The following is a 25,519-nucleotide window of genomic DNA, read 5'->3' on the forward strand; positions in this document are numbered from 1 at the left end:
CTACCATGGAATCGCTGCCACTCTTCCTGAAGCTTCGCGATACGCCGGTCGTTCTGGTGGGTGGCGGCCAGGTGGCGACCCGCAAGGCCAGGCTGTTGCAGGCCGCCGGCGCCTGTATCACTGTGGTCGCGCCACAGGCCTGCAGTGAGCTTCTCGCCCTGCTCGGCTTACAGGGCGCTGAAGAGGCTGGGGGCGAGCAGCCGCGTCATCATTGGCGAGCCTTTGGCTATGAAGGCGTACAGCATCTGGCGGGCGCGCGCCTGGTGGTTGTGGCCACGCCCAACAGAACGCTCAACGCGGTGGTTTCTGCGGATGCCAGTGCCGCGGGTATTCTGGTCAACGTAGTGGACTCGCCAGAGTTGTGCACGTTTATCTTTCCAGCGATTGTCGACCGCTCACCGCTGGTGATTGCTATCGGCAGTAACGGCGCCAGCCCGGTACTGGCGCGGCAATTGCGACGGCGTATCGAGGCCATGGTGCCCGCTGCGTATGGTCGTTTGGCGACCTTCGCCCGCGCGCTGCGCGCAACCGTGGCACGCGCCCTGCCCGACGTAGAGCACAGGAGGCGGTTCTGGGAGCAAATTATCGAGGGCCCCATCGCCACGCAGGTACTCAACGGCCGCGAGGAAGAGGCGAAAAGCCGCCTCGAGGCGCTGCTTGCGCAACAGCAGCGCAATCCCAAGAGTCTCAACCAGGGCGAGGTTTATTTGATTGGCGCCGGCCCCGGCGATCCGGACCTGATGACCTTCAAGGCCCTGCGCCTGCTGCAGTCAGCGGATGTGGTGCTCTACGACAGATTAGTGAGCCCCGCCATCACAGACCTGGCGCGTCGCGATGCCGAGCGCATCTATGTGGGCAAGCAGCGTTCCGACCACAGCGTACCGCAGGCGGAGATCAACCAGCGGCTACTCGACCTCGCCCGCGAGGGGCATCGCGTGGCGCGCCTGAAGGGCGGTGATCCGTTCATCTTCGGCCGCGGTGGTGAGGAGATCGAGTTACTGGCGCGACACCATATCCCGTTCCAGGTAGTGCCCGGCATTACCGCTGCCAGTGGGGCCGCCAGCTATGCCGGCATCCCGTTGACGCATCGTGAGCATGCACAATCGGTGCGCTTCGTGGCCGGTTACCTGAAAGATGACCGACTGGAACACCGCTGGCAGGAGTTTCTCTCACCCAATGAAACCCTGGTGTTCTATATGGGGCTGGCCGCGCTGGAGGTCATTTGCAGCCAGCTGATAGCCCATGGCCGCTCTCCGCAAACACCGGTGGCCGTTATCGAACGCGCCACGTTGCCTGAACAGCGTGTCATCACCGGCACCCTGAGCAGCATCAGCGACATTGTCGCTGCCTCGCGCCCGTCGGCACACACCCTGATCATTATCGGTTCGGTGGTTGACCTGCAGACGCAACTGGCCTGGTTCGGACCCGACACGCCACAGACGCCAGGGTAACAGGCTCGTGCCGGTTGCGCGTTATGGCCTGCGCCACACGAGCAAGCGGTTATTCGCCGGCATGGCGATATCGTTTTCAAGGCGAAAGCCTGTGCTGTTGGCGAGGCGCTGCAGATCGTCCATGTCCCGCAGCCCCATGTGCGCCGCTCGTGCGCGCAGCGAGCTATCAAAATCGGCGTTGCTGGCGCTGGTGTGGCGCCCGCCGTAACTGAAAGGCCCGTACAGGCAGAAGGGTGCACCCACGGGAAGCATGCCGCCGAGCCCGCGGAAAAGCGCTTCCACTTCGTTCCAGCTCATGATGTGTGCGGTGTTGGCAGAGAACGCCATATCGGCGCGTGTCAGGGGCCAGGCGGAATCGGCAACATCCAACACCAGCGGCTCGGCGAGGTTGGGCAACGCTGCCGCGGCAAGCCTTGGCCGACAGGTTTCAATACTCGCTGGATGATCACTGGGCTGCCAGGTCAGGTGCGGCAACGCAGCGGCAAAATAGACCGCGTGCTGCCCCGTTCCCGAACCCACTTCGAGGACGGTGCCGGGGCCCACAAACACCTCTTGTAACCGCGCCAGAATCGGCTGCTTGTTGTTTTCGCAGGCCTGGGAGTAGGGCAGTGAAACCATGAGGGCTAGACCGGTGCCCGGTCGTAAATGGGGAAGCCCGGCACCTCATTGGTAACGACCGGGAAAATCGTCTGTCGTGCGGGAACCATCTCGTCGGCATAGTTCCGGTAGATAGCGGCGCGCAGTGCACCGGGGGTTTCATAACCGGTCTGGTCGGAGAGGTCGTCAAGAATGGTGCGTACCCGGTTCTTGCTGAGCTTGTGGCTGCTGGCGATGTCCAATAGGCTGTCCCCGGCAATAAAATCTTCAAACACCTGCATGGTTTCCAGTGTCCAGCGTGCTCCGAGCGAACCGATAATGGTGCCATCCGGTTCCGCGCGCACCAGGCTGCGAGTGAAAGGGTCTTCCACATTGGCCAGGTAAGTGAGGAACCCGACGTGTAGTTTGATGACGTTGAGAATGCCGCGGAAAAGGCGCCCGGAGGGCGTCAGCAGCCACACCCAAGCCGTGGCATTGCCGTACTGCCGCGCCGCGTCTTCTAGCAATCCGCCAATAGGATCCTTGGTTAGCGGCGCGGTCCGTCGCCAGGCACTGGGCAAGACATTGGTCATGGGGGGGCGGTGCGCCAGCTCAGACAGCGTTTTACCGCGCACTTCCTCCAGGGTCATCCCGTGCATGCGCAATGATGCCGGCGACATGTCCACCACTCGCATATCATCCCCGAGGCGGGTGACAGGCATTATTGCCCCGAGTCCCTCAATCCAATCCATTGTCATATGCTAAAGCCCGTCTCTGGCAAGCCTGAAGGTTAGCCGTCCTGCCCTGGACGGCGTGGAAAAGTCCGCAACACACCGATGCCGCCGATGTTCCTGCTAGTGCTCGTCTGCGCTCGATTCGCTGTGCTGGGCAAACTGTTGTTGGCGCAATAGCAGGGCATCTACCAGAATGTTGCCGGCCTCAGTGAGCAGCACATCCGGGTGCTCTAACGCATCGGCATCGGCATCCGGCTCCGGTTCTGCGTTCTCGTCGTCTTCGACAAACTCGTCTTCCAGCGACGTCAGCAGCTCCTCACCGCGTGCTGCACGGCGACGGTTCTCGATGGCCAGTGCCTTGGTCTCCTGCATCTCGCGCATGGCGATGCGCGCCTTTTCGTTCAGCGGCAGCGCTTTGACCGTGCGCGCCTCTTCGGCAAGGTGCACCTGTTCCTCGAGGTAGACGAAATCCGGATTGCTCACACTGCGCTCGCGAAACTGACGCGTCAGCTCCGGCACCACCGCCGCAACATCGCCGTAGCGGCGGTGCTTCACCGGGTTGATCTGGTCCCAGTTCAGCGCGTGATCCAGAGCGCTTTCGCCGATCTCCTCGGGGTCGAACAGCGAGGGGAACATCACATCGGGCAGCACGCCGCGATGCTGCGTGCTATCACCGGAGATGCGATAGAACTTCGATTCGGTGAGCTTCAGTTGGCCTTCGGTAAGCGGCACCATCGTTTGCACGGTACCTTTGCCGAAGGAGCGGTCACCCACAATAATGCCGCGCTGATAATCCTGGATCGCACCGGCGAAGATTTCTGACGCAGACGCGCTCAGCCGGTTGATGAGTACGACAAGCGGACCGTCGTAGTAAGGACCGCGCACCCGTTTGCCGTCGCGCCAGACGCGGCGTGAGGAATGGCGAATCTGCACGGTGGGGCCGTACTCGATAAACAGCCCGGTCAACTCGTTGGCTTCCTGCAGGGAACCGCCACCATTGTGACGCAGGTCTATAACGATGCCCTCGACCCCTTCGTCTTCCAGTTCGGTCAACAACTTGCGCACGTCGCGGGTGGTGCTCTTGTAGTCTTCGTCGCCACGCCGCATGGCTTCGAAGTCGATGTAGAATGCGGGGATATCGATCACCCCGATCTTCACGGTCTGGTCTCCCTCGGGCACTTCAAGCACATGCTTTTGCGCGGACTGTTCCTCCAGCTTGACCTGGTTGCGTACGATGGTGATTTCCTTGCGAGCGTCGGTCGTGGGCGCTTTGGCGGGTATGACCTGCAAGCGGACGGTGGAGTCTTTGGGGCCACGTATCAGCTCGACGACCTCGTCCAGGCGCCAGCCGATAACGTCCTCGAAACTGCCATCTTCGCCCTGGGCGACACCCACAATGCGGTCCGATGGCTGCAAGTCCCCCTGTTTATCCGCCGGGCCTGCCGCAACCAACCGGGCGACCTTGGTGTATTCGTCCTCCATTTGCAGCACCGCACCGATGCCTTCCAGCGACAAGCTCATGTTGATGTTGAAGTTTTCCGAACGACGCGGCGAGAGATAGTTTGTGTGTGGGTCGTACAATTCTGTCAAAGCGTTAGCGTAAACCTGAAAAACATCCTGCGCGTTGTACTGCTCGATGCGTTTGAGCTGATTGCGGTAGCGTTTCTCCAGCGTCGGCACGATGTCGTCAGCTGCCTTTTCGCTGAGCCGCAGGCTCAGCACCTGGTTCTTCAGGTGGCGCCGCCAGCGATCGTCGAGCTCTTCTTCACTGCTCGCCCACGCCCGATCCTCGCCATCTAGCTCGTAATCTTCCTCAAGGGCAAAGTCCATGGCCGCAACGCGTTCCTCCAGCGTACCCACAACGCCCTCCAGGCGCTCCTGCAGGCGCTGCTGGAACCGGTTGAAAATAGCGAAGCCCGCCTGCAGGTTGCCCGCATGCAGGTCTTCATCCATCACGGTGCGATAGCGCTCGAAGTCGGCCAGATCCACCTGCGTGAAGAACATCTTCCCGCCGTCCAGGCTGTCGATGTAATTGTCGAGGTGCAGGGAGGACAGATTGTCGTCATAAACCAGTTTGGCGTAATGACGCTCCTCCAGCTGTTCGATCAACTCGACAATGGTTTCCCGCTGACTGTCTGTGTACGCAATGGAGGCGGCAACGCCCATCGGCAAAGCCCCTACCAGCAGGGCCGCAACCCCCAGCAGGACGATCCGCAAGTGCCTCGCCCCGAAGGCCAGATTGTTTGACAAAGTCGCTATCTCCTGTGTTCGAAGCAAGCAGTGTAACCCTGTGCAGGGTTGCATCCAATCCCATGATTACGGGTTATCGGTACTCGCTTCTGACAGCGCTTAAGTATCGGTGTTCCCGTCCCTCCCGCGCTGGACTGGTGTACCATGGCTTTTCAGGATGCCGACACAGGGGCACGCAAGCCCGTGAACCCGATTGAACTCACCAACAGCATGATTTTCTGGGGCGCCCTGCTGGCGCTGCTGTGCGTTGTTGCCAGCGGCTTGTCACGGCGTGTGGGCGCCCCCGTGCTGCTGGTGTTCCTGATACTGGGCATGCTGGCCGGGGAAGAGGGCGTGGGTGGACTGCGCTTTGACAACGTCAGCCAGGCTTTTCTGTTCGGCAGCCTCGCGTTGGCTATCATCATCTTCGATGGCGGCCAGGGCGCCCGTCGCGACACGTTCCGGGTGAGCCTGGGGCCTGCACTATCACTGGCGACCGTCGGTGTTGTACTCACGGCGGGCATCACCGGCCTGGTCACGCACTTCCTGCTCGACCTGAGCTGGCTGGAATCACTGCTGATCGGCGCCATTGTGGGGTCCACGGATGCCGCCGCTGTGTTCGGCCTGTTGCGCTCTGCCGGGCTACAGCTCAAGGAACGCACCAGTGCCACGCTGGAGGTGGAGTCGGGTAGCAACGACCCCATGGCCATTTTCCTCACCATCACGCTGGTGGAACTGATTTCATTGCAGGCAGAAAATCCCGGCGTCCGTATTCTGGGCGCATTTGCCGAGCAAATGGGCCTGGGCCTGGCTATCGGCTTTGCCGGCGGTTATGTGCTGGTGCAATTATTGAAACGCCTGTCCCTGCCGGTATCCATGTATCCGTTGTTGGCGCTGGCGGGCGGCATGAGCGTATTCGGTATCGCCAACCTCTGGGGGGGCAGTGGCTTTCTCGCCATCTATCTGGTTGGCATCCTGATTGGCAATGCGTCATTGCCTCACGCCAAGGATATTCGTCGCTTCCACGACGGTATTGCCTGGTTGGCACAAATTGGCATGTTTCTGATGCTGGGCCTGTTGGTGACCCCGAGCAGCCTGGTACCGCTGGTACTTCCGGCGCTGGGCATCGCCCTTGCGCTGATATTGGTGGCACGTCCGCTGGCCGTTGCGGTGTCCCTGTCTCCGTTCCATTTCCCCTGGCGCGAGCAGGTGTTCATCAGCTGGTGTGGCTTGCGCGGCGCGGTGCCGATCATTCTCGCGCTGTTTCCCTCGCTGGCGGGGCTGGAGCATGCCGACGTATTTTTCGAGCTGGCCTTCTTCGTGGTGCTGGTGTCTCTGGTGCTGCAGGGCTGGACCATTGCGCCCATTGCCCGCTGGCTGGGCATCGAAGTGCCGCCGCTCCTGGTAGACCCGGAGCACCTGGTGCTGCGCATCCCCGACGAGCAGGAAAAAGAAGTACTGGTGTACCGGGCGGTCGCGGGGAGCCCCGCTATCAGCATGCGCGCTGGGCGCCTGCCGCTTTCCGGTGGGGCCCAGTTGGTGGGTGTTGTGCGCCAGGGTGTGTTGTTGGACAACCCGCGAGAACAGGATGTCGAGCTGGAAGACCACGTAATGGTGCTCGGCAACGACGGCGCCGCACCGGCACTGGCACGGCTATTCACGCCGGCAGACGCCAGCAGCTCGCAGAAGGCCTCGGCGTTCTACGGGGACTTCGTGCTCAAGCCCGGCGCGCGATTGGCGGACATTTCACTGATGTACGGTATAGCGGTACCCGAGGCTTTGCAGGCACTGACCGTGGGGGAGTTCATCAACCGTCAGTTCCATCACAAGGCGGTGGTGGGCGACAGGGTGTCACTCGACAGTGTGGAGTTTGTGGTCAAGAAGCTCGACGGCGATCAGATCGCCGTGGTCGGCCTCAAGCTGGGCTAGGCACTCAATCTGCGTCACTGGCAATAATTTCAATGCCCGCCAGGTCCTGCGCATAGCGCTTCTTGCGCGCCAGATCCATGCCCCGCAGTATCTGGATACGCTGCGCCTGTGGTGACCCCGCGCCGTGCAATGACTCCGTCAGGTAACCCACAGCATTGCGCCCCAGGGTCATGTTCTCGATCAGGCGCAGCATACGGGTTCGGCTTTCCACCGGTATATCTGCGCGTCCCTGAAAGTATTTGTGTAACAACGGTCCGGCTTCTGCGTGCTCAAAGTCTGCCTGTGACGGCAACGTCACCATCAGACCGCCGGCGAGGTCCTGCGCGAAACGCGCGATCTCGTAGGGGAAGCGGGTAACGTTGTGTTTGCAGACGTTGGCCAGCATTTCATCATTCATCCAGATACCCGAATCGAGCTGTGTTGCCTCATGGGATGAGGCGATGGCCGAGGAGTAAATGGTTTCGTTCAGATGCGTCATCTCAACCAGCTTGTCCTTGATGTGGCTGGCGGCATCGGCCCCGTTGTACTCGGCAATGGACGCGGCGGCACCCACCATCACATCCCCCAGCCCGGTTTTACACACGTAGCTGGCGCGGTGATAGGCCGTGAAGCGCGCGACCATGGGCTGTGCGAATTCGTACTCACCGTCCATGAGCACGTGCTCCCAGGGGATAAATACATTATCGAACACCACCAGGGTCTCCTGGCCGCCAAAGCGGGCATTGCCCTTGTCGATATCGCCCGTCTCCAGAGCCCGCGTATCGCAACTCTGACGTCCGTAAATATAGGTAAGCCCCTCTGCATCCCCGGGTACCATGCCGACAACGGCGTAGTCGCGATCAGCCGCTCCCATGTTCATGGTGGGCATGATGCAGATCCAGTGACTGTTAAGGCCACCGGTCATGTGCGCTTTGGCCCCGGTAACATACAGGCCACGCGCGTTGCGCGCCGTGACGTGCAAAAACAGGTCTGGATCTGACTGCTCATGCGGGCGTTTGCTGCGATCACCTTTCGGGTCGGTCATGCCCGCGCCGATGATCACATTGTGGCGCTGCGCCTCGCGCATGAAGGCAAGGTACCGCTGGTGATACTCGGTGCCGTGCTGCTGGTCGATGTCCCAGGTGATGGAATGCAACACGCTGATGGTGTCCAACCCGGCGCAGCGCTGAAAACAGGTGCCGGTAATCTGCCCCATACGCCGTTGCATACGGTTTTTCAGCACCAGATCCTGCGGTGATTCAACGATGTGCAGAAAGCGGTTGACCCGAGCGTCGATAAGTGACGAATGCGCGGTTGCCAATTCGGGGTCTTCCAGGGCCAGATCATAGGTGGCGCACAGGGCGTTGATAGAGGGGCGAATGATCGGGTGGTCAACCGGCTCTGCAATGCGTTCGCCCATCAGGTAGACCGTGACATTGCGGTTGCGCAGGCTCTGTACATAATCGTCGCTGTTGACGATCGGTGTGAAACGCGCCCAGCGTTCGCCGGCGCTATCTTCTGTACGCTGTGGAACTATCGCATTCACTGTGTCAGACCCTCAGGTTTTGTTACTCGTGCCAATTTATGGAGCGGCCGCCCGCCGCAACGACGCTGTAGCGCGTGAGGTTGGGGGCTCACGCCCTCAATCCGCCGTTATATGCTAGTGTCGCACTTTTGTCGATTGCCCAGTGTGGCAGAGAAGCCCCGGGTTGAGGAGGCGAGTTGAAATACACACGTGTTGCACCGCAAAACACGCGCGCCTGGCGCAGCGCTCTATGGGCACTGCTCGTCTTCGCCGCCGGGGTGCTGAGCACGGCACTGCAGGCCGCAGAGCCGGCTTATGACCTCGTGTTGGCCGGTGGGCGAGTGATTGATCCGGAAAGTGGGTTGGATGCCGTTCGCAATGTGGGCGTCACAGGCGGGGCGATTACCGCGGTAACAGAGCAAGCACTTGACGGTAAACGGGTGATCGACGCGACCGGGCTTGTGGTTGCCCCGGGCTTCATTGATCTGCATTCCCATGGCCAGTCACTGGTCGCCGACAGGATGCATGCCTACGACGGTGTGACGACAGCGCTGGAGCTTGAGTCCGGCATACTTCCCGTCGGAAATTGGTACAGTCGGCAGGCCGCCGCGGGAAGAGCGTTGAACTACGGCACATCGGCGGCCTGGACGTTCGCCCGCATCGAAGAGTTCGAGGGGCTGGCTCCACAGGCGGACCTGCAGTGGTTCCGAGAGGCGTTTGCACTTGAGCGCTGGGTCAAGGAGACCGCATCCGGCGTGCAGGTCGCCAATATCGTCAAGAGCCTTGAGCAGGGCTTGCAAGAAGGCGCACTGGGTATTGGTATCAACGGCGGCTACGCGCCCGGAGGCGGTTTTCGCGAGTTGCTTGCGGTCCACGAGCTTGCCGCGCGCCATGAGGTACCCACCTTCACACATATTTCCTGCGACAACCTTGCGGATCCGGGCAGCTCTGCCGAGTGCGTTGGGCAGGTCATTGCGCTCGCGGCAAGCAGCAACAATCACGCCCATATCTGCCATTTGAACAGTAGCAGTGTGCGTGCGGTGGACGTGACCAGCGATATGATTCGCACGGCACAGGCAGCCGGCGTGCCACTCAGCACAGAGGCCTACACCTATGGCGCCGGCAGCACGACCATTGGGGCTGCACTGTTCAGCGCAGAGGCGATGGCGGCCAAAGGCGTAAAGCCGGAGGATATCGAGTACAACGGCGAACGACTGGATGAAGCCAGCTTCACGGCATTGCGCGCTGCACAGCCCGGCGCTGTGATCGTGAGGCACTTCCTCGACCTGCCGGCCGAGCGGGATATCCTCGACACCTCTGTGCTCTTTCCCGGCGGCGCGATAGCCAGCGACGGCATGCCCTGGATCGACAGTAGCACCGGAGCGCTTGTTGCCCCTGATCAATGGCCGTTGCCGGAATCCGCCTATGCGCATCCGCGAAGTGCGGGAACGTTTACCCGGTTACTTGCGCAATGGGTGCGGGAAAGCGCGTCTCTCAGCCTCACAGAGGCCCTGCGCAAGTCATCGCTGATACCGGCGATGATCCTGCAATCTTCCGTGCCGCAGATGCGCCGGAAAGGCCGCTTGCAGACAGGCATGGATGCCGACATCGTGGTGTTCGATGCGAGCCAGGTAGCGGACAGGGCGACTTTTTCCAACCCGCGACAGCCTGCAACCGGTATGCACTATGTTCTGGTCAACGGTGTTCCGGTAATTGATGGCGGCGTATTGAGTATGGACAGCATGCCCGGCCAGCCGATCAGACGCCCTCTCGGTGGCGGAGCGACTGCAGTGCCCTAACATGTCGCCACTCAGTTCACATACTTGAAACGCAAAAGCCTGCAAGCGACGTGATATGCGCTACGGTAGCGCTTAGCCACTGTGGAGGGATGCGATGTACGCGATGATCATTGAAAGGACGGGTGGACCGGAAGTGTTCCAGTACGCCGAGGTGGACACGCCAGAACCCGGCCGCGGTGAGGTTGTAGTGCAAGTCGCCTACGCCGGTGTGAACCCCGCAGACTGGAAAAACCGCGAAGGCCACCTCGCCCAGTTTCGTCCCTATGTTTTTCCCTACATTATCGGCTTTGACGCCGCGGGCCGCATCAGTGCCGTGGGCGAAGGCGTTGAGGGCTTTGCCGTTGGCGACCGGGTCTTTACGCCAACCAATCATGGTCAGGGGGGGCAGGGGAGCTATGCAGAGTTCGTTGTTGCAAACGCCGACCGGGTCGCGCGAATCCCCGAGGGGATGGATTTTGCGCAGGCGGCCGCATTGCCCGTGGCTTCACTCACGGCCTGGCAGGGTCTGTTTGACCGCGGCGGCCTGCAGCGAGGTCAGCGGGCACTGATTCACGGCGGGTCAGGAGGTCTCGGCAGCTTTGCGGTACAGTTTGCCCGTTGGGCCGGTGCAGACGTCGCGGCGACGTGCTCAACGCCCAATGTGCAATACCTGCTGGATCTCGGCGTCGACAACGTCATTGACTACCGCACAGACAATATCACGCGTGAAGTGCAGGCCTGGGCGCCAGAGGGGCTTGATTATCTCATGGATGCGGTGGGCGTCAGCACATTGCCCAATGGCCTTGACCTGGTGCGATCAGGGGGCACCTTTGTCAGCATTCCTACCCTGGTCGACGACGGCGATATTCCTGCAGCCGCAGAGGCGGGCGCTGCCAGGGGCGTCAATCGCGTGTTTTCTACGATGGACGACGCGAACTGCAGCAGGACCCTGGAAAAAATTGCCAGCCTGCTGGTCAGTGGCGATGTGCGACTGCCACCCTTAAAAACATTTCAGCTGCGCGACGTTGCCGATGCACACCGTATTCTGCAGCAGGGACACACTCGCGGGAAAATCGTGCTTGAAGTTGCAAATTTCGAGTGAGCGCAGTCAACGGATATTCAATCGCCCGCGGCTTTGAGCAGTAACGAACACGTAACAGGAAAACAATCGATGGAAACCAGTATGGAACGCTTGCGCGGCGGAGTAGCCGTTATTACCGGTGCAGGTTCGGGGATAGGGGAAGGCCTGGCGCGCGTGTCAGCTGAACAGGGTATGCGTGTGGTGGTGGCGGACATTGCCGAAGATCGTGCGCAGCTTGTGGCTGAGAGTATCCGTGCGCAGGGTGGGGAGGCCATGGCGGTGAGAGTTGACGTAGCCGATGCACCCTCTATCGACGCGCTCGCGGCAACCACCCACGACGCTTGGGGCGACGTCACGCTGCTGATCAACAATGCCGGGGTCGAAACGCTGGGCCTGACCTGGGAGCTCTCCGCAGCGCAGTGGGACAAGACACTCAACATCAATATTCACGGCGCAATACATGGCGTGCGGGCCTTTGCGCCACGAATGATCGCCAGTGGCCAGCCTGCCTGGATTGCCAACACCGCCTCCATTGGCGGCCTTGGCATGATGCCTGTGCAAACATCCTACATCCTGAGCAAGCACGCCATGATCTCCTTCAGTGAATGCCTGTTTCTGGAAATGCAGATAAGCAAGGCGCCAATTCAGGTGTCCGCGGTTTTGCCCGGGCCGGTGGCCACCCGTATTTTTGAGGACGGTGGCACCACCACCAATTCCGCGAGCGAACAGCACCGGGTGATGATGCACGGCATGCTGTCGTCGGACGGCATCAGTGGGTACGAAGCGGCGCAACGCATTCTGCCGCAAATTGCCGCCGGGGAATTCTGGGTCTCCACGCACCCGGAGCTTACCCGTGAGTTTGCCGCTGGCCGCGCCGCGCACCTGTCGGCTCTGCAGCCCCCCGCACTTCCGGAAGAAGTGCTCAAGGGTATGGGGCTGTCGATAGACTAGCCTTTACGACTCAGGAGCGCTGCTGAAAACGTCGGCGTGGGCCTCGCGCAGGTTCCGCTTGAGGATTTTACCTGAAGGATTACGCGGCAAATCCTGCGCTATGAGGATGCATTTGGGCACTTTGAAAGCGGCCAGATGCTGTTTGCAAAAGTCGATAACAGCCTGTTCGCTTGCTTGCTCACTCGCGTCATCCTTGGGCACTACAACAGCAGCAACGGCTTCCATCCAGTGTGGGTGCGGCAGGCCGATAACTGCCACTTCCGCGACCCAGGGCAGCTGGTAGATCGTCTCTTCCACTTCTCGCCCGGACACATTCTCGCCACCCGTTTTGATCATATCTTTTTTGCGGTCGACAATGGTCAGGTAGCCTTCCTCATCAAGTGTTGCCAGGTCACCGCTGTGGAACCAGTCACCCGTAAACGCCTCCGCCGTCTTCTCCGGGTTCCTGAAATACGCAGTCAATAACTGTGGTGACCGGTGCACGACTTCGCCGATATCACCCGTCGCGACATCATTGCCGTCATCGTCAACGACACGGGTTTCAACGTGGAGTACAGGACGGCCGGCTGAGCCCGCCTTGCGTAATTGGTCTTCCGGTTTGAGAATGGTTGCCGTCGGCGCAATTTCCGTTTGTCCATACAGGTTCCACAGACGCAGCTGGGGCAAGCGAGTCTGGATTTCCTTCAGCACCTCCACCGGCATGATGGATGCGCCGTAGTAGCCCTTGCGCAGTGCAGACAAATCCGCGCGGTCAAAGTCGGGATGACGGAGCAAAGAAATCCAGACGGTAGGCGGCGCAAAAAACGAGGTGATTTTTTCGCGGGACAACAACTCGAGCAGGTTCGCTGGGCTGTTGTCGTCGGTTATCACATTGCGGGCGCCGCACTGAATCGCGGGCCCTAGAAAGCAGTCCAGCTGTGCACAGTGGAACAGTGGCAAGGCGTGCAACACAGTGTCCGTGCTACAGACTTCCGCATCGGCGAGAATACTACCGTACTGCCACAACACCGCGGCGTGACTTAGCACCGCCCCTTTTGGCGCCGATTCAGTGCCGCTGGTGTATATGATCTGTGCGGCATCCTGACTCTCTACAGCAGGCAGGGTCGCCAGCGGGGCACTCACGGTCAGCAGGCTGAAAGCGTCCAGTCCAGCAGGCGCATCACCTGAAGTTGCCAACCAGAACAATTGCTCAAGTTCGGGGCATTGTGTTGCCACCTGTTGCGCTTTCTCCACCTCACTGTCTCCCACCAGAAGCAGGCGGGCTCCACTGTGCTCAATGATATAGGCCGATTCCTGCACATTGAGCATGAAGTTGACCGGCACCAGCACGGCGCCAATTGCGCTTATGGCGAAGCGCGCGACAGCAAAGGCATTCGAATTTCGCGACAGGATGGCGACACGGTCACCGGGCTGAATTCCACGTTCCAACAGCCCGCCAGCAACGCGAAGGCAGAGGTCATGAAATTCAGCATAGGTCCAGTTTACGTCGTGCTGTCGAATGGCGGCCTGCTGCGGGTTTCGGGCCGCGGTGCGCCGCAATGCGTGGTAGACGGTTTGCTGGCGAATGAGGTTGGTATCCAAGCTGGTAGTGCTCCTTGAACTCGTTGTTGTTATGTCTCTCCCGGCACTGAAACCCGTGAGCACAGTCACGACAATCCGTGCCGGATTGCGTTAGTGTACCAGCAAGGTGCGCGCAATGAGTTGAACTGGATGATTACAGTACTGGACCGAATTGTTCTTGAAGCGACACAGCTGCCCGAGGTGGAGCGACTGTTTCGCGAGTGCTATCAGCCGGCTGCGGCAGAGCGGGGCTTGCGGCTGGTTGCGCGGGAAATATCCCCGCCGCTTATGCTTACCGAGGCCCCGCTGACGCTTTGGCAGCGCTGGGAAGTGGCAGACGTGGGCGCCTGGTGGAGCATGCGAGCGCGGTCCGGTATCCCGGCAGTGGCTGAGTTCTGGCAGCGCATTGACGCGCTCACGATTTCTCGGGAACGCGTGTATCCGGGAGCACACACGGCCAGTGAGCTGCCAGCGCCCATGGGTAACGCCTCCGACGTGGCGAGCCGAGGCTACCGGGAAACAGCGCAATTGCGCGTGCGTGAGGGCAGCATCGATACGCTGGACACTGGCCTGCGTGAGGCGATAGCGCTGTTACCCGGTGCAGAACATACAGCGCTGGCGCGCAACTTTGCCCCGGAGTATGCCGCCGGTCACCTGACCTGGGACCTTCTGTATCCTGACGCGAACACCGCCAGGGAAGCGCAGAAAAGCACAGTCTGGCGGCAGCGCATTGCGCCCCTGCTAGACCGGCATTGCGACGCCATACATGCGCTGGCAATGGACACTGTGGGCGCGGGCTTGCGTGCCCCCGGCATTGCCAATGGGGTCAAGCGCACCGCCTTTTTCCGTCTGCTGCCTGGCGTGAATGCTGATAGGGCGGCCCACTTCGAACGCGACCTTCTCGCCATGCCACTGCATATTCCCGAGATACGCAATTGGCGCTTGAGCCGGGCCAGCTCGGCAGGCTGGGACCACACGGATGCCGCACCCTGGACGTGGGTTTGGGAGCAGGAATTCAACGACCTCGACGGCCTGACAGGCCCCTATATGATCCACCCGCATCACTGGGCGCATATCGACCGCTGGTTTGACCCGGAGTCCGGTGACCAGGCGATCGACGTAAACCTCTCTCATGCCTTCAGCGCTTTCGGGGAAAGCTTGTTGGCGCTTGAGCTGATACCCCCTGGGCACTAACGGCCTTTGCAACCTGGCCCCCTGGAAAGGATTTCACTATGCCGAACTTACTCGACAACAAGATTGCACTGGTCACCGGAGCCAGTCGTGGAATAGGCCGCGCGCTGGCACAGCGACTGGCCTCTGAGGGGGCGACCGTCGTGGTCACGGCGCGCAGCCTGGACAGTGCCGGGAACTATGCAGGCACCCTGAAGGAGACGGTGGCATTGATAGAGGACGAGGGTGGCCGAGCACATCCATTGGTCGCCGACCTTGAGAAAGAACAGGACTTACAGAGCCTGGTTGAGCGGGCAGTCGGTGCGGCGGGTGGCCTGGATATTCTGGTGCACAGTGGCGGCAAGGCTGAATACGCGCCGACGGTGGACATGGAGCAGGCTATGTTCGACAACACCTTCGGCCACTATCTGCGCGCCCCATTCATTCTCTATCACCACGCGGTGCCCGAGATGCGCAAGCGGGGTGGTGGCTGGATCGTCACGCTGGGGTCGGTGACCGCGTTGCCACCGCTGCGCCCGTATGACGCCTTCGCAGCGCAGGGGGGCGCAACGGTTTACGCTGCAATCAAAGCGGCAGTGCACCGCATGACTCAGGGGCTTGCAGCGGAGCTGTTGGCCGACAATATCGCGGTGAACACCCTCGCGCCGAGCACCGCGATTCGTACACCGGGTGCGAGCGAGTTCATTCCCGAGGAGTATCCTTCCGAACGCATTGAATATATCGCGGAGACCGGTCTGGCGCTGTGCCACTTGCCGGCCGCTGAGCGCACGGGCTTGACTGCATACAGCCTGCATTTCCCGCACTATCATCAGCTCCCGGTGTACACCCTCAACGGCAAAGAGCGTATTGCTGACCCGGTGCTCCCGGAGTATGCCCACCCCGATATCGTGCCGTCAGGCCTTGGTAATTGACGACAGCACGGGGCGAGCTGGAAAAGCCGGTTTCTCCATAGCGCCTGGTTTGTTCGACAATCTCAGGGCTTGCCGTCGGCCTCGATGAACTCCAGTAGTACCTGTTTCACATACTGCTGGTCTTCTTCAGTCATCGTGGGGTGGCAGGGCAGCATCACACCAAACTCCATGATCTGGTCACAGTTGCCCAGGCCCTCTGGATGCACGCGATAGTCGCGGCCTTTCAACATGGGGTGCCGTGTGATGTTACCGGAAAAAATTACCCGCGAAAAAATACCGCTGTCTTCCAGATGCAATTGCAGACACTTCCGACTCCAGCCTGTTTCCGGACGGATCTGCAGCGGAAAGCATATCCAGGTTGTTTCAGTTTCCGGGAGCGTGGTCGGCACGATGAATTTGTCGGCGTGTTCCGCGAAGAAGTCATAGTAGCCCTGGAAACGGGCATTGCGGAGTTTCCACAGCTCGTGAATACGGTTCATCTGCCCCAGGCCGAAGGCTGCGCCCGCCTCGTTGGGTATAAAGCCATACGCCAGATCCTCGAAAATAAACAGCGAGTCGTAGTCCAGACCATCGAGCTTTTCCAGAAAGCGTCCATCACTCTCTGCCACCTTGGTACCGAACATGTATTTCTCGGAAGAGCGGCCCCAGGCACGTAGCATGAGTGCCTTGTCCAGGTGCTCATCGTCATCGAAGAACACCATGCCGCCATTGCCCAACGCGGTGATGATGTGAAAAATAGAGAAACTGGTAATCGAAATGTCAGCCCGCGTCGCAGTTTTGCGGCCCCGCAGGCTGCCACCGAGGGTGTCGGCTGAGTCGTGCACCAGTTGCAGTCCGTGCTTGTCGGCGAGCGCGCGCAGCTTGTCCCAGTCGCCAATGCCACCGACAAGGTCGGGCACCAGCATGGCCCTGGTATTTTCCGTCACAACGTCTTCGACCCGGTCCGCGATCATCTGGTAACTGTCCAGGCCCACATCGATGAACACAGGGGTATACCCAGCCTGGTAGATCGTCGCCACGTCAGTGGAAAAGGTGAGGGCAGGCGTGATGACCTCTGAGCCCTGAGGCAGATTCAGTAGTCGCATCGCGATCATCAGTGCAGATGAACCGGAATTGACCATAACACCGTGCTTTTTGCCCATGAAGGCAGCCACTTCGGCTTCAAATTCACCCACACGGGCACCTGGAATCATACCGTTGGGGTCTTGCAATACAGCATTCACTTTGGCGATTTCATCTTCGCCGAACATGGCGCCGCCGTAACGGACGACGCGGGGTTCCAGTTTATCTGTCGCCATTTTTATCTCCTCTTTACGCAAGCATGGGAAGGGCTGTGAGCGCCTGGATCTGGGGCATCGCACGCTATTGCTGCGACACCGTGACAGAATACCGTCAATTAACTTAATATCAATTCAGTAAAATTCAGGGCAGTCCACCAACGGTTTAATATTTGATATCAGCTTGAGTGATTTTGCTGCAAATGCGGTGCTTGCACGCATACAAGGGGAGTGCGATATGAGGAAGGACAGCCCGCTTCGGCGCGGTCGCCCCAAGGGCGAGGGGCGCGTTGGTGCGCAGACTCGAACGACGATTCTTGACGCCGCAGAGCAGCGTTTTGCGGATCTCGGTTATGCCGCGACGCGCTTACAGGACGTGGCAGCTGATGCGGGTAAGACTGCGCCAGCGGTGGCACATTTTTTTGGCAACAAGGAGGCACTGTACCGCGGGGTGCTGGAGAGAATGGCAATTGATTACGCCACTCACCTGGCCGAGCACGCCGCACCTGCAGGTCATGGTGAGGTGGAGCGCATCCTGGCCACAGTCAACGCATGGCTGCGATTCATGCGCAATCGACCAGCCCAGCTGGGCCTTATTTTACGCGATATGGCAGAGCGGCGGCTGCATCCTTTAGGCGATGCGACTCTCACCCGTATCCTGGAGCCTTATACTATTCCCGTACAGGAGCAAAGCCTGCGCGAGGAGGGTGGTGTCGTCTTCAACCTCGCCTGGGGTGGTGGCATCATTTTCATGGTGAGTGCAGCGCACTTCAATGATGAAAGGTTCGAGCAGGCGCTGCGCGAACACCTGGGCGCGCTGCGCCGTTCCCTGCACGCGAATTTGGAACGCAGCAGTACTGACCGGTGAAGGCTCAGACTGGTAGCACATACTGGACTGGTAGCTCGCTTTTCGAGCATCAGGGCGCAAGGACCATTTTTGCCATTACACTCAGCCACACTGGAACACATCAGCCACGCTAGAACATAAAGGGGAAAAAAACATGTCGAGGCTTGAGGGACAACGCATTATTGTCATAGGTGCTGGCAGCGGAATAGGCGCTGCTACGGTACGCAGGCTGGCCAGGGAAGGTGCTCGAGTCTGCGTGGCGGATATCAACATGGAGGGTGCGCGTACCGTCGCACAAGACGTTTGCGATTCGGGCGGTGAAGCCCACGCCATCGCTATCGACCTCGCGGATGCACCAAGCGTTACTGATGCCGTGACGTCTTCTGTTGAGCGCCTGGGCGGGCTGGACGGCGCACATATCAACGCGGCAGACCTGCGTGTCATTATGGAAGACAGCGATGCACAAACCGTATCACTCGATGTTTTTGATCGAACCATTGATGTAAATCTGAAAGGGCATTTACTGTGCACCCGGGCGCTGCTGCCTCATTTGCTGGTCAACAAGCGGGGCGCGATTGTCTATACCAGCTCCAGCGCGGCCGATGCGGGGGAGCCCGTTCGGCCTTCCTATGCCATGTCAAAAAGCGGCCTCAATGCGCTTATGCGCCATGTGGCCTCGTGCTATGGCGCCCAGGGCATCAACGCCAATTCAGTCGCGCCGGGGTTTGTGCTGACGGACGAGATGGAAAGCAGTGGCCACCTGACCGACGACATCAAAGACTACATGTTGAGCAGAATTCCGGGGACGCGTCTGGGGTCGCCCGACGACATTGCCGGTATGGTGGCAATGCTGTTGTCGGAAGATGGCCGCTGGATCAATGGCCAGGTTTTCAACGTGAACGGTGGCGCATTGATGCGCTAGCCCCTCAACACGGGTTGGCCGTTGCCGCACAAGGCACAGCACCCTGACGCGGAGACGGTAGCGCCTCCCGCTGTGCTGCGGGTGCGGCGGTAACAACGGACGTGGGGCGCTTGCCACTTGTCCTGATCGAACAGAATGTCCTTAGCCATGCCGGAGCAGGCATCGGCATCCCTCCGGATATCCAGCTGATATTCCTCCTGATCCTGTCCTCATCACACGCAGTGCATTCCAGCGTCAGATGCCGATAAATCCCATCGCGGGCCGCTTCCGCAACGAGCGTGATGTCCGGTGGTGCCCAGAGGCTGTGCATAACTGTGTGCCCAAACGCTCTATTTAACATAATATATATTATACGCAGTTGTGGATTCTTTCGCGGATAACGGATTTGCCGTGTTTTGCAGGCTGCGGGGCTGGTTTCTGGCCCTACTGGCAGCCTGCATGGGTGAAGCCTTGGCTGTCAGTCTGAGTGCCCAGCGGCCCGCCAGCCAAACTCGCGCACCAGCCAACGTTATCGGTCGTTTTAACCGTCGCGTACTGCAAACCATCGGTACAGGGCTTTGCTCACGCAATGACTGTCCGCATAATGGTGCAATGCCACAACGCTCAAGGTCGCCCAGTCCCGCACTGCGCCAAGGAGAAAGCACGGTGCACGCCGGCAACAGTTCAACCCCAGCGGACCGCTCGACGCCTGAGCTGCGCGTTCTTACCTACAATATCCACAAGGGCTTCTGCACCGGTAACCGCCGCTTTATCCTCGACGGGATCCGGCAGCGGATTGTCGAGTCCAGGGCGGATCTGGTGTTTCTGCAGGAAGTGCATGGCGCAGCGCAGTTCAGTCCGCGGCGCCGGCAACGCTTCACCTATCCGGAAGAGCCGCATTTCGAATATCTCGCCGATCAGGTGTGGCCGCATTTCGCCTACGCGCGCAATGCCATTTACCGCAAGGGAGATCACGGCAACGCCCTGCTCAGCCGCTACCCGATTCTGGACTCCGAGAATATCGACGTTTCGCTGTTCCCACGATCGAGTCGCAGTATCCTGCACAGCGTCCTCGAAGTCCCTCGGCTGGGTACCCGACTACATACCCTCTGTGTGCATCTCGGCCTGCTCGAGCGCGAAAGACGCACCCAGCTGCAAACACTGGTGCGTCGCATAGAGGCTCACGTACCGCATGGAGAGCCACTTATTCTGGCTGGAGACTTCAACGACTGGCGACAGCGTGGCGCCCGTTACCTGGAGGCAAACCTGGACCTGCAGGAGGTTTTCATGGCGTTGCGCGGACAACATGCACGCACCTTCCCGGTATGGGCGCCGATGTTCCCGGTAGACCGAATTTACTATCGAGGCCTGCAGGCGGTCAGCTGCCAGCGATTGGGAGACGGCCACTGGCGCGACCTGTCGGATCATGCCGCCCTGTTGGGTTGCTTTACACTTTAAATGGAGATTTTTGCATGCGTATAGCACTTCAGCACGACATACCCGGCCTTTGCGAACAGTTGCAGGGGCTGAGCCAGGCCGTGGATGCGTTTGTGGTGCCCCCCGGCGATGGCCCACTGCAGCCCTTCGCAGCTGACGTGTTGCTGTGCACTGTGCGCGGAGGCGACCTCCCTGCCCTGATTTCGGCATGCCAGGGGCTGCGCTGGATTCATGTGTTCGGCACTGGCATTGATGGCTTTCCGCTATCGCTGCTGGCCGATGACACCTTACTCACCTGCTCCCGAGGAGCGACCGCTACGCCCATTGCCGAATGGGTGCTATCCACCATGCTTGCCCGGGAGAAGCAGTTGCCCGAACGCTGGCTCAAAGAACCCCCTGCTTCCTGGTACGCCGCGGACCTCGGCTGCCTGGAGGGCAAAACCCTCGGTATTGTTGGTTTTGGCGCCATTGGTCAAGCGGTTGCACGACGCGCGCTGGCGTTTGATATGCAGGTTGTCGCCACCGTTCGCCGCTACCGAGAGAGCCCCATGCCCGGCGTGCGACTGGTCGAACAGCTCGACAGCCTTCTACCGCAAGCGGATCACCTGGTACTCGCCCTCCCCGCCACGTCCGAGAGCGACGGCCTGATCAACGCACGCACGCTTGCAGCCCTGAAGCCTGGCGCACATCTGGTGAACGTATCGCGTGCGAGTCTGGTAGACCAGAGCGCATTGCGCACGGCGCTCGACACTGGCCACCTTGCTTGCGCCTCACTGGATGTTGTCGACCCGGAGCCACTGCCGGCAGGTCACTGGATCTACAGTCACCCCGGCATCCGCCTCAGCGCACACATTTCGTGGAGTGGTCCCAATATGACTGAGCGCCTGCTCGCCCCTTTTATTACCAATGTACAGGCATTTTTCCGCGGTGAGCCGCTGCAGGGGCTGGTCGACAAGACTGCCGGCTACTGAGCGCGACAGCTCGGGAGGTGTACGCGCAAAGTCTCCACAGAACAGCTATCATGTAGGCCGGTATCACATTCCTCTGGCTCACAAGGGCACTCTATGAAAATCGGCATCCTGTCGCGCAATCGCAGGCTCTACTCCACTCGTCGACTGGTGGAGGCGGCGGCGGCGCGCGGCCATGATGTCAGTGTGATCGACGTGCTCAAGTGCTATATGAACATCACCGCGAATGACCCCACCGTGATCTACCAGCACTCTGCAGAACGGGTTGAAGCACTGGATTTCGAGGCCGTCATCCCGCGCATTGGCGCCAGCATTACGTCTTACGGGTGTGCCGTGCTGCGCCAGTTCGAGGTGGGGCACGTATATTCCCTGAACGAATCGATTGCCATTACCCGCTCGCGCGACAAGCTGCGCGCCCATCAATTGCTCGCTCGGCGTGGCATCGGCCAGCCTGTCACCAGCTATGCCCACTCGGCGCGGGCAACGGACAAGCTTATCGAGTCAGTCGGCGGGGCGCCGCTGATCCTAAAACTCACCGAGAGCACCCATGGAAATGGCGTGTTGCTCGCAGAAACCAAGAAAGCGGCAGAAGCGCTGATCAATGCCTTCCGCGGCATCGGATCAGACTTCCTGGTGCAGGAATTTATCCGCGAGGCCGGAGGCTCGGATATCCGCTGTTTTGTGGTGGGCGACAAGGTGATCGCCGCTATGCAACGCAAGGCCGTAAAAGGCGAATACCGCTCCAACCTGCACCGCGGCGGCACCGCCGAAGTGATCAAACTGCGGCCGGAAGAGCGCCGCCTGGCGGTAAAGGCAGCGCGGGTCATGGGACTGGATCTGGCCGGTGTGGATATCCTGCGCTCCAATCACGGCCCGCTGGTCATCGAAGTTAACTCTTCACCTGGCCTGGAAGGCATCGAGAAGGCCACAGGTATCGATATCGCCAGCAAGATTATCGAGTATCTGGAAAAGGACGCTCAGGCCGGCCCCAACAAGCCCACCGGCAAAGGCTGAAACCTGCCGTCAAGCTACTCTGGGGGGTACTTGGGCAGGCGCAGGTCGAAAAGAATCGCTGCGGCACGCAAGCTAAATGCCGCGGCCACCGCCAGCGGCAGTGCCGCCTCCCGCGCCCAGGGTTGTGACTCCAGCGCCACATAGCTAACCGCCCCCAGTGCTGCAGCCGTTACGTAGATATCGGGCTCAAGCAGCACCGGCGGGCGGCCCAGCAGTCCGTCGCGAATCAGCGAGCCGAATGTGGCTGTCATCATGCCCATGCCAATAGCGACCAGAAGCGGTGCGTCGAAGGCCAGTGCTTTCTGGGTGCCCAGCACCGAAAACAGGGCCAGTCCCAGTGCATCGGCCCACAGCAATACACGGCGCAGTGAAACAAACAGGTGAGCGAGGAACCAGGTGGCTACGCCCGCGCCAATGCACATCCACAGATACGCCGTATCCCCGATCCAGAACACCTCTCCGGTGTGTAACAGCAGGTCACGCAGGGTGCCACCACCGATACCCGTGATCGTTCCAAACAGCAGGAAGCCGAGGATATCCAGGCGCTTTTCCGCTGCGGCCAGCGCACCGCTGATGGCAAACACCCCTACCCCAATCAGATCCAGGCTGTAGATGAAGCTGCTTATATCCATGTGGAGCCGTCGGTTCGGTGCGGGAGGGCGCACAGTATGCGTGCTATCATCGGCCTACACCAACCCTGAGTCAGCCTGACCATGCTCAAAAATCCCTGGTACCTATCACTGCTGTCACTGGTGGCGGTGCTGTTGATCATTGCAGTGCTGGCCTGGCTGACCACCGAGCCCGAGCCGGACCCCTGCAGCGCGCTGAATCAGGACGTGGGAGCCGCCGTGCTCGCTGATGAATCCGGTGATCAGGACGCGCTGGTGAACCGGGCCATCATACAGCGAGGTGACTGTGAACCTGCACAGTAATGGTTTGCTCGCCATAGTACTCGGGCTACTCAGCAGCGCAGTCGCCGGTGCAGAGAGCCTGGCCAGCCAGGCACATCAGCTGATCGAGCAGCGCTGTGTGGTTTGCCACGCCTGTTACGACGCACCCTGTCAGTTGAAAATGGAGGCGCACGAAGGGCTGGTGCGCGGCGCCAGCCAGACCCTGGTGTACGACTCCACGCGCCTGCTTGCGGGCGACCTCACCCGCCTGTTCGATGACGCGCAGGGCGAACGAGCCTGGCGCAAGAAAGGGTTTTACCCCGTCCTCAACGCGTCTGAGCCCGCTGCGGGCCTAATGCGCCGCATGCTGGATTTGAAGCAGGCGAACCCCCTGCCGCCCAACGGCCCGCTTCCCGAGGGCTTCGACTTTCGCCTGCACCGCGATCAGCAATGTGCCAAACCCGACGATTTTGACCAGTTCGCCAGTGAATTCCCCCTATGGGGAATGCCCTATGGCCTACCCGCACTGCAACCGGATGAGCACGCCACACTGGTTAGCTGGCTGGACGCTGGAGCGCCAGACCTTAAACAGGAACCGCTCTCTCCCGCGTTACAGGCGGAACTTGCGGCCTGGGAGCAATTTCTGAATGGCGACGATAACAAGTCACGGCTGATGGCGCGGTATGTTTACGAACACCTGTTCCTGGCAACGCTCTATTTACAGGCAGATCACCGCCCGCGGTGGTTCAGGCTGGTGCGCTCGGCCACGCCGCCGGGGGAGCCCATTGATCTACTGACAACCCGGCGCCCCTTTGACGACCCGGGTCGCAAGACGTTCTATTATCGCCTCCAGGCGATGCCGATCATCGTGGCCGCCAAAAGCCACCAGCCCTACCGGTTTGATGCCGAGCGCCGCGCCTTGTACCAGTCACTGTTTCTCACGCCCGACTATGCGGTACCCCAGGTGCCCGGCTACGACAAAAACACGGCCGGCAATCCGTTTACCACCTTTGCCGCCCTGCCCGTGCGGTCGCGCTATCGCTTCCTGCTGAAGGAAGCCGAGTTCACCATCATGAACTTTATCAAGGGGCCGGTCTGTCGTGGGCAAATTGCCCTGAATGTGATTGATGACCGCTTCTGGGTGATGTTCATGGACCCGGATGAACTCGACCCGGAGCTGGACGGAGCCTTTCTCGAGCGCGAGGCCCGCAACCTGCGACTGCCGGCTGCGCGCACGGGCACGGTGATCGATTTGCTCGAATGGCGCCGCTATGCGCGCGGCCACGCCCGCTACATGCGCGCCAAAGCAGACTATCTTGAGCGGCAGTACGTGGAGCAGGGTCGTCGGCCTGGCCTGGAGGTGATCTGGGATGGCGATGGCGACAACCCCAATGCGGCGCTGACCATCGCGCGCCACGTAGACACCGCTTCAGTCGTCAAGGGCTTCGTGGGCGAGACGCCGAAAACCGCATGGTTCATCACCTATTCTCTGTTGGAACGCATTCACTACCTGCTGGTCGCGAATTTCGATGTCTACGGAGCCGCCTCGCATCAACTGGAATCGCGGCTCTATATGGACTTCCTGCGCATGGAGGGCGAGCTGAACTTCCTCATGTTCTTGCCGGCAAACCGGCGTCAGGCACTGTGGGAGCACTGGTACCGGAACGCTCCCGATTCGGCCCGCGAACACCCTTTCGTACGCAGCGATGCGATGCAGCGAGAGACCAGCCTGAGCTTCACTTCAGAAGATCCGAAAGCAGAATTCCTGGGCTGGATGCGCGAGCGCCTGCATGGGGCACAAGCGCCCTCCTTTGACTACCGACGCACCGCCAGTGAGGATATGGCAGCGGCCTTCGAAACCCTTGTGAGCGCACGCGGGGCGCACAACAGCTTCCTGCCCGCTGTGAGCTTCGTGAACGTGATCGGGCCGGGTCGTGACGAAGCCTACACTCTGTTGCATGATGCCGGTTACAGCAACATCGCACAGCTGTTCCGCGAGGAAGAACGCCGCCTGCCGGAAGAGGACGCGGTCACGGTCGTCTCCGGGTTTATCGGCGCCCACCCCAACCTGTTTTTCCAGGTACACGAAAAGCAGGTGCCCCTGTTCGTCAACGATATTGTGCGCATGCAGGCGGTAGAAGACTTCCAGCTCTTGCGTCAGCGCTACGGGGTGCGGCGCAACTCACCCTGGTTCTGGGCGGTCAGCGACCGCCTGCATACGCTCTACCGTGAACAGGACGGGCTGGCCGCCGGTGTGCTGGATTACAATCGCTACCTGGGTTATTGACGT

The 25,519-nt window shown here is 60.3% G+C and carries 21 protein-coding genes; 14 read left to right on the top strand and 7 right to left on the bottom strand.

Annotated elements, in window-relative coordinates:
- Positions 1 to 5 precede the first annotated feature (5 nt).
- Positions 6 to 1,451, top strand: coding sequence for a siroheme synthase CysG (gene cysG, locus EGJ68_RS10035; RefSeq protein ID WP_123034409.1), 1,446 nt, complete (start codon positions 6 to 8; stop codon positions 1,449 to 1,451).
- Between the two features lie 21 nt (positions 1,452 to 1,472).
- On the opposite strand, the gene EGJ68_RS10040 is transcribed toward cysG, so the two are convergent.
- The 3 genes from EGJ68_RS10040 to EGJ68_RS10050 form a co-directional block, all read right to left on the bottom strand.
- On the bottom strand, positions 1,473 to 2,069 hold the full coding sequence (locus EGJ68_RS10040) for a DUF938 domain-containing protein (RefSeq protein ID WP_123034410.1): 597 nt from the start codon (positions 2,067 to 2,069) through the stop codon (positions 1,473 to 1,475).
- 5 nt (positions 2,070 to 2,074) lie between these two features.
- Positions 2,075 to 2,749, bottom strand: a complete 675-nt coding sequence (locus EGJ68_RS10045; RefSeq protein WP_123034411.1) for a PAS domain-containing protein — start codon at positions 2,747 to 2,749, stop codon at positions 2,075 to 2,077.
- Positions 2,750 to 2,881: 132 nt separating this feature from the next.
- The gene (locus EGJ68_RS10050) at positions 2,882 to 5,011 is read right to left on the bottom strand and encodes a carboxy terminal-processing peptidase (protein WP_233248760.1); all 2,130 of its coding nucleotides are present in this window, start codon (positions 5,009 to 5,011) and stop codon (positions 2,882 to 2,884) included.
- Between the two features lie 144 nt (positions 5,012 to 5,155).
- Between EGJ68_RS10050 and EGJ68_RS10055 the strand changes: the two genes are divergently transcribed.
- Positions 5,156 to 6,919 (top strand): potassium/proton antiporter, encoded by a 1,764-nt coding sequence (locus tag EGJ68_RS10055; protein ID WP_123034413.1) that lies wholly within the window; start codon positions 5,156 to 5,158, stop codon positions 6,917 to 6,919.
- Positions 6,920 to 6,923: 4 nt separating this feature from the next.
- Here the strand turns inward: EGJ68_RS10055 and EGJ68_RS10060 are convergent, their stop codons facing one another.
- Positions 6,924 to 8,444, bottom strand: a complete 1,521-nt coding sequence (locus EGJ68_RS10060) for a 4-hydroxyphenylacetate 3-hydroxylase family protein (protein WP_123034414.1) — start codon at positions 8,442 to 8,444, stop codon at positions 6,924 to 6,926.
- A 176-nt stretch (positions 8,445 to 8,620) separates the two neighbouring features.
- On the opposite strand from EGJ68_RS10060, the gene EGJ68_RS10065 reads away from it, so the two are divergent.
- The 3 genes from EGJ68_RS10065 to EGJ68_RS10075 all read left to right on the top strand — a co-directional run bounded on the left by EGJ68_RS10065 (position 8,621) and on the right by EGJ68_RS10075 (position 12,233).
- Positions 8,621 to 10,222 (top strand): amidohydrolase family protein, encoded by a 1,602-nt coding sequence (locus tag EGJ68_RS10065; protein WP_199228003.1) that lies wholly within the window; start codon positions 8,621 to 8,623, stop codon positions 10,220 to 10,222.
- A gap of 94 nt (positions 10,223 to 10,316) precedes the next feature.
- Positions 10,317 to 11,303, top strand: a complete 987-nt coding sequence (locus EGJ68_RS10070) for an NADP-dependent oxidoreductase (RefSeq protein ID WP_123034415.1) — start codon at positions 10,317 to 10,319, stop codon at positions 11,301 to 11,303.
- A 69-nt stretch (positions 11,304 to 11,372) separates the two neighbouring features.
- Positions 11,373 to 12,233: an SDR family NAD(P)-dependent oxidoreductase gene (locus tag EGJ68_RS10075; RefSeq protein ID WP_123034416.1), complete on the top strand. Its 861-nt coding sequence runs from the start codon at positions 11,373 to 11,375 to the stop codon at positions 12,231 to 12,233.
- 3 nt (positions 12,234 to 12,236) lie between these two features.
- Here EGJ68_RS10075 and EGJ68_RS10080 read toward each other — a convergent pair whose 3' ends face one another.
- On the bottom strand, positions 12,237 to 13,814 hold the full coding sequence (locus tag EGJ68_RS10080; protein WP_123034417.1) for a fatty acyl-CoA synthetase: 1,578 nt from the start codon (positions 13,812 to 13,814) through the stop codon (positions 12,237 to 12,239).
- Positions 13,815 to 13,943: 129 nt separating this feature from the next.
- Between EGJ68_RS10080 and EGJ68_RS10085 the strand changes: the two genes are divergently transcribed.
- Together EGJ68_RS10085 and EGJ68_RS10090 are read left to right on the top strand one after the other, a co-directional pair.
- A complete protein-coding gene (locus EGJ68_RS10085; RefSeq protein ID WP_158283600.1) occupies positions 13,944 to 14,987 on the top strand; it encodes a Dabb family protein in 1,044 nt (347 codons plus the stop codon).
- Between the two features lie 38 nt (positions 14,988 to 15,025).
- On the top strand, positions 15,026 to 15,895 hold the full coding sequence (locus tag EGJ68_RS10090; RefSeq protein ID WP_123034419.1) for an SDR family NAD(P)-dependent oxidoreductase: 870 nt from the start codon (positions 15,026 to 15,028) through the stop codon (positions 15,893 to 15,895).
- Positions 15,896 to 15,957: 62 nt separating this feature from the next.
- On the opposite strand, the gene EGJ68_RS10095 is transcribed toward EGJ68_RS10090, so the two are convergent.
- Positions 15,958 to 17,193: a DegT/DnrJ/EryC1/StrS family aminotransferase gene (locus EGJ68_RS10095; RefSeq protein WP_123034420.1), complete on the bottom strand. Its 1,236-nt coding sequence runs from the start codon at positions 17,191 to 17,193 to the stop codon at positions 15,958 to 15,960.
- A 217-nt stretch (positions 17,194 to 17,410) separates the two neighbouring features.
- Between EGJ68_RS10095 and EGJ68_RS10100 the strand changes: the two genes are divergently transcribed.
- From EGJ68_RS10100 to rimK, 5 genes are all read left to right on the top strand, one after another.
- On the top strand, positions 17,411 to 18,040 hold the full coding sequence (locus EGJ68_RS10100) for a TetR/AcrR family transcriptional regulator (RefSeq protein ID WP_123034421.1): 630 nt from the start codon (positions 17,411 to 17,413) through the stop codon (positions 18,038 to 18,040).
- A gap of 133 nt (positions 18,041 to 18,173) precedes the next feature.
- Positions 18,174 to 18,941: an SDR family NAD(P)-dependent oxidoreductase gene (locus EGJ68_RS10105; RefSeq protein WP_123034422.1), complete on the top strand. Its 768-nt coding sequence runs from the start codon at positions 18,174 to 18,176 to the stop codon at positions 18,939 to 18,941.
- Positions 18,942 to 19,586: 645 nt separating this feature from the next.
- Positions 19,587 to 20,378 (top strand): endonuclease/exonuclease/phosphatase family protein, encoded by a 792-nt coding sequence (locus EGJ68_RS10110; RefSeq protein ID WP_233248761.1) that lies wholly within the window; start codon positions 19,587 to 19,589, stop codon positions 20,376 to 20,378.
- A 14-nt stretch (positions 20,379 to 20,392) separates the two neighbouring features.
- A complete protein-coding gene (locus EGJ68_RS10115; protein ID WP_123034423.1) occupies positions 20,393 to 21,328 on the top strand; it encodes an NAD(P)-dependent oxidoreductase in 936 nt (311 codons plus the stop codon).
- 93 nt (positions 21,329 to 21,421) lie between these two features.
- Positions 21,422 to 22,339 (top strand): 30S ribosomal protein S6--L-glutamate ligase, encoded by a 918-nt coding sequence (rimK, locus tag EGJ68_RS10120; RefSeq protein ID WP_123034424.1) that lies wholly within the window; start codon positions 21,422 to 21,424, stop codon positions 22,337 to 22,339.
- 14 nt (positions 22,340 to 22,353) lie between these two features.
- Here the strand turns inward: rimK and EGJ68_RS10125 are convergent, their stop codons facing one another.
- Positions 22,354 to 22,971, bottom strand: coding sequence for a trimeric intracellular cation channel family protein (locus tag EGJ68_RS10125; RefSeq protein ID WP_123034425.1), 618 nt, complete (start codon positions 22,969 to 22,971; stop codon positions 22,354 to 22,356).
- Between the two features lie 81 nt (positions 22,972 to 23,052).
- Between EGJ68_RS10125 and EGJ68_RS10130 the strand changes: the two genes are divergently transcribed.
- Complete coding sequence (locus EGJ68_RS10130) at positions 23,053 to 23,271, top strand: hypothetical protein (RefSeq protein WP_199228004.1); 219 nt, start codon at positions 23,053 to 23,055, stop codon at positions 23,269 to 23,271.
- Positions 23,255 to 25,516, top strand: coding sequence for a fatty acid cis/trans isomerase (locus EGJ68_RS10135; RefSeq protein ID WP_233248762.1), 2,262 nt, complete (start codon positions 23,255 to 23,257; stop codon positions 25,514 to 25,516). Before EGJ68_RS10130 ends, EGJ68_RS10135 begins: the two co-directional genes overlap by 17 nt.
- Positions 25,517 to 25,519: the final 3 nt, after the last annotated feature.

It is taken from the genome of Haliea alexandrii, assembly GCF_003719295.1.
GTDB lineage: Bacteria > Pseudomonadota > Gammaproteobacteria > Pseudomonadales > Halieaceae > Haliea > Haliea alexandrii.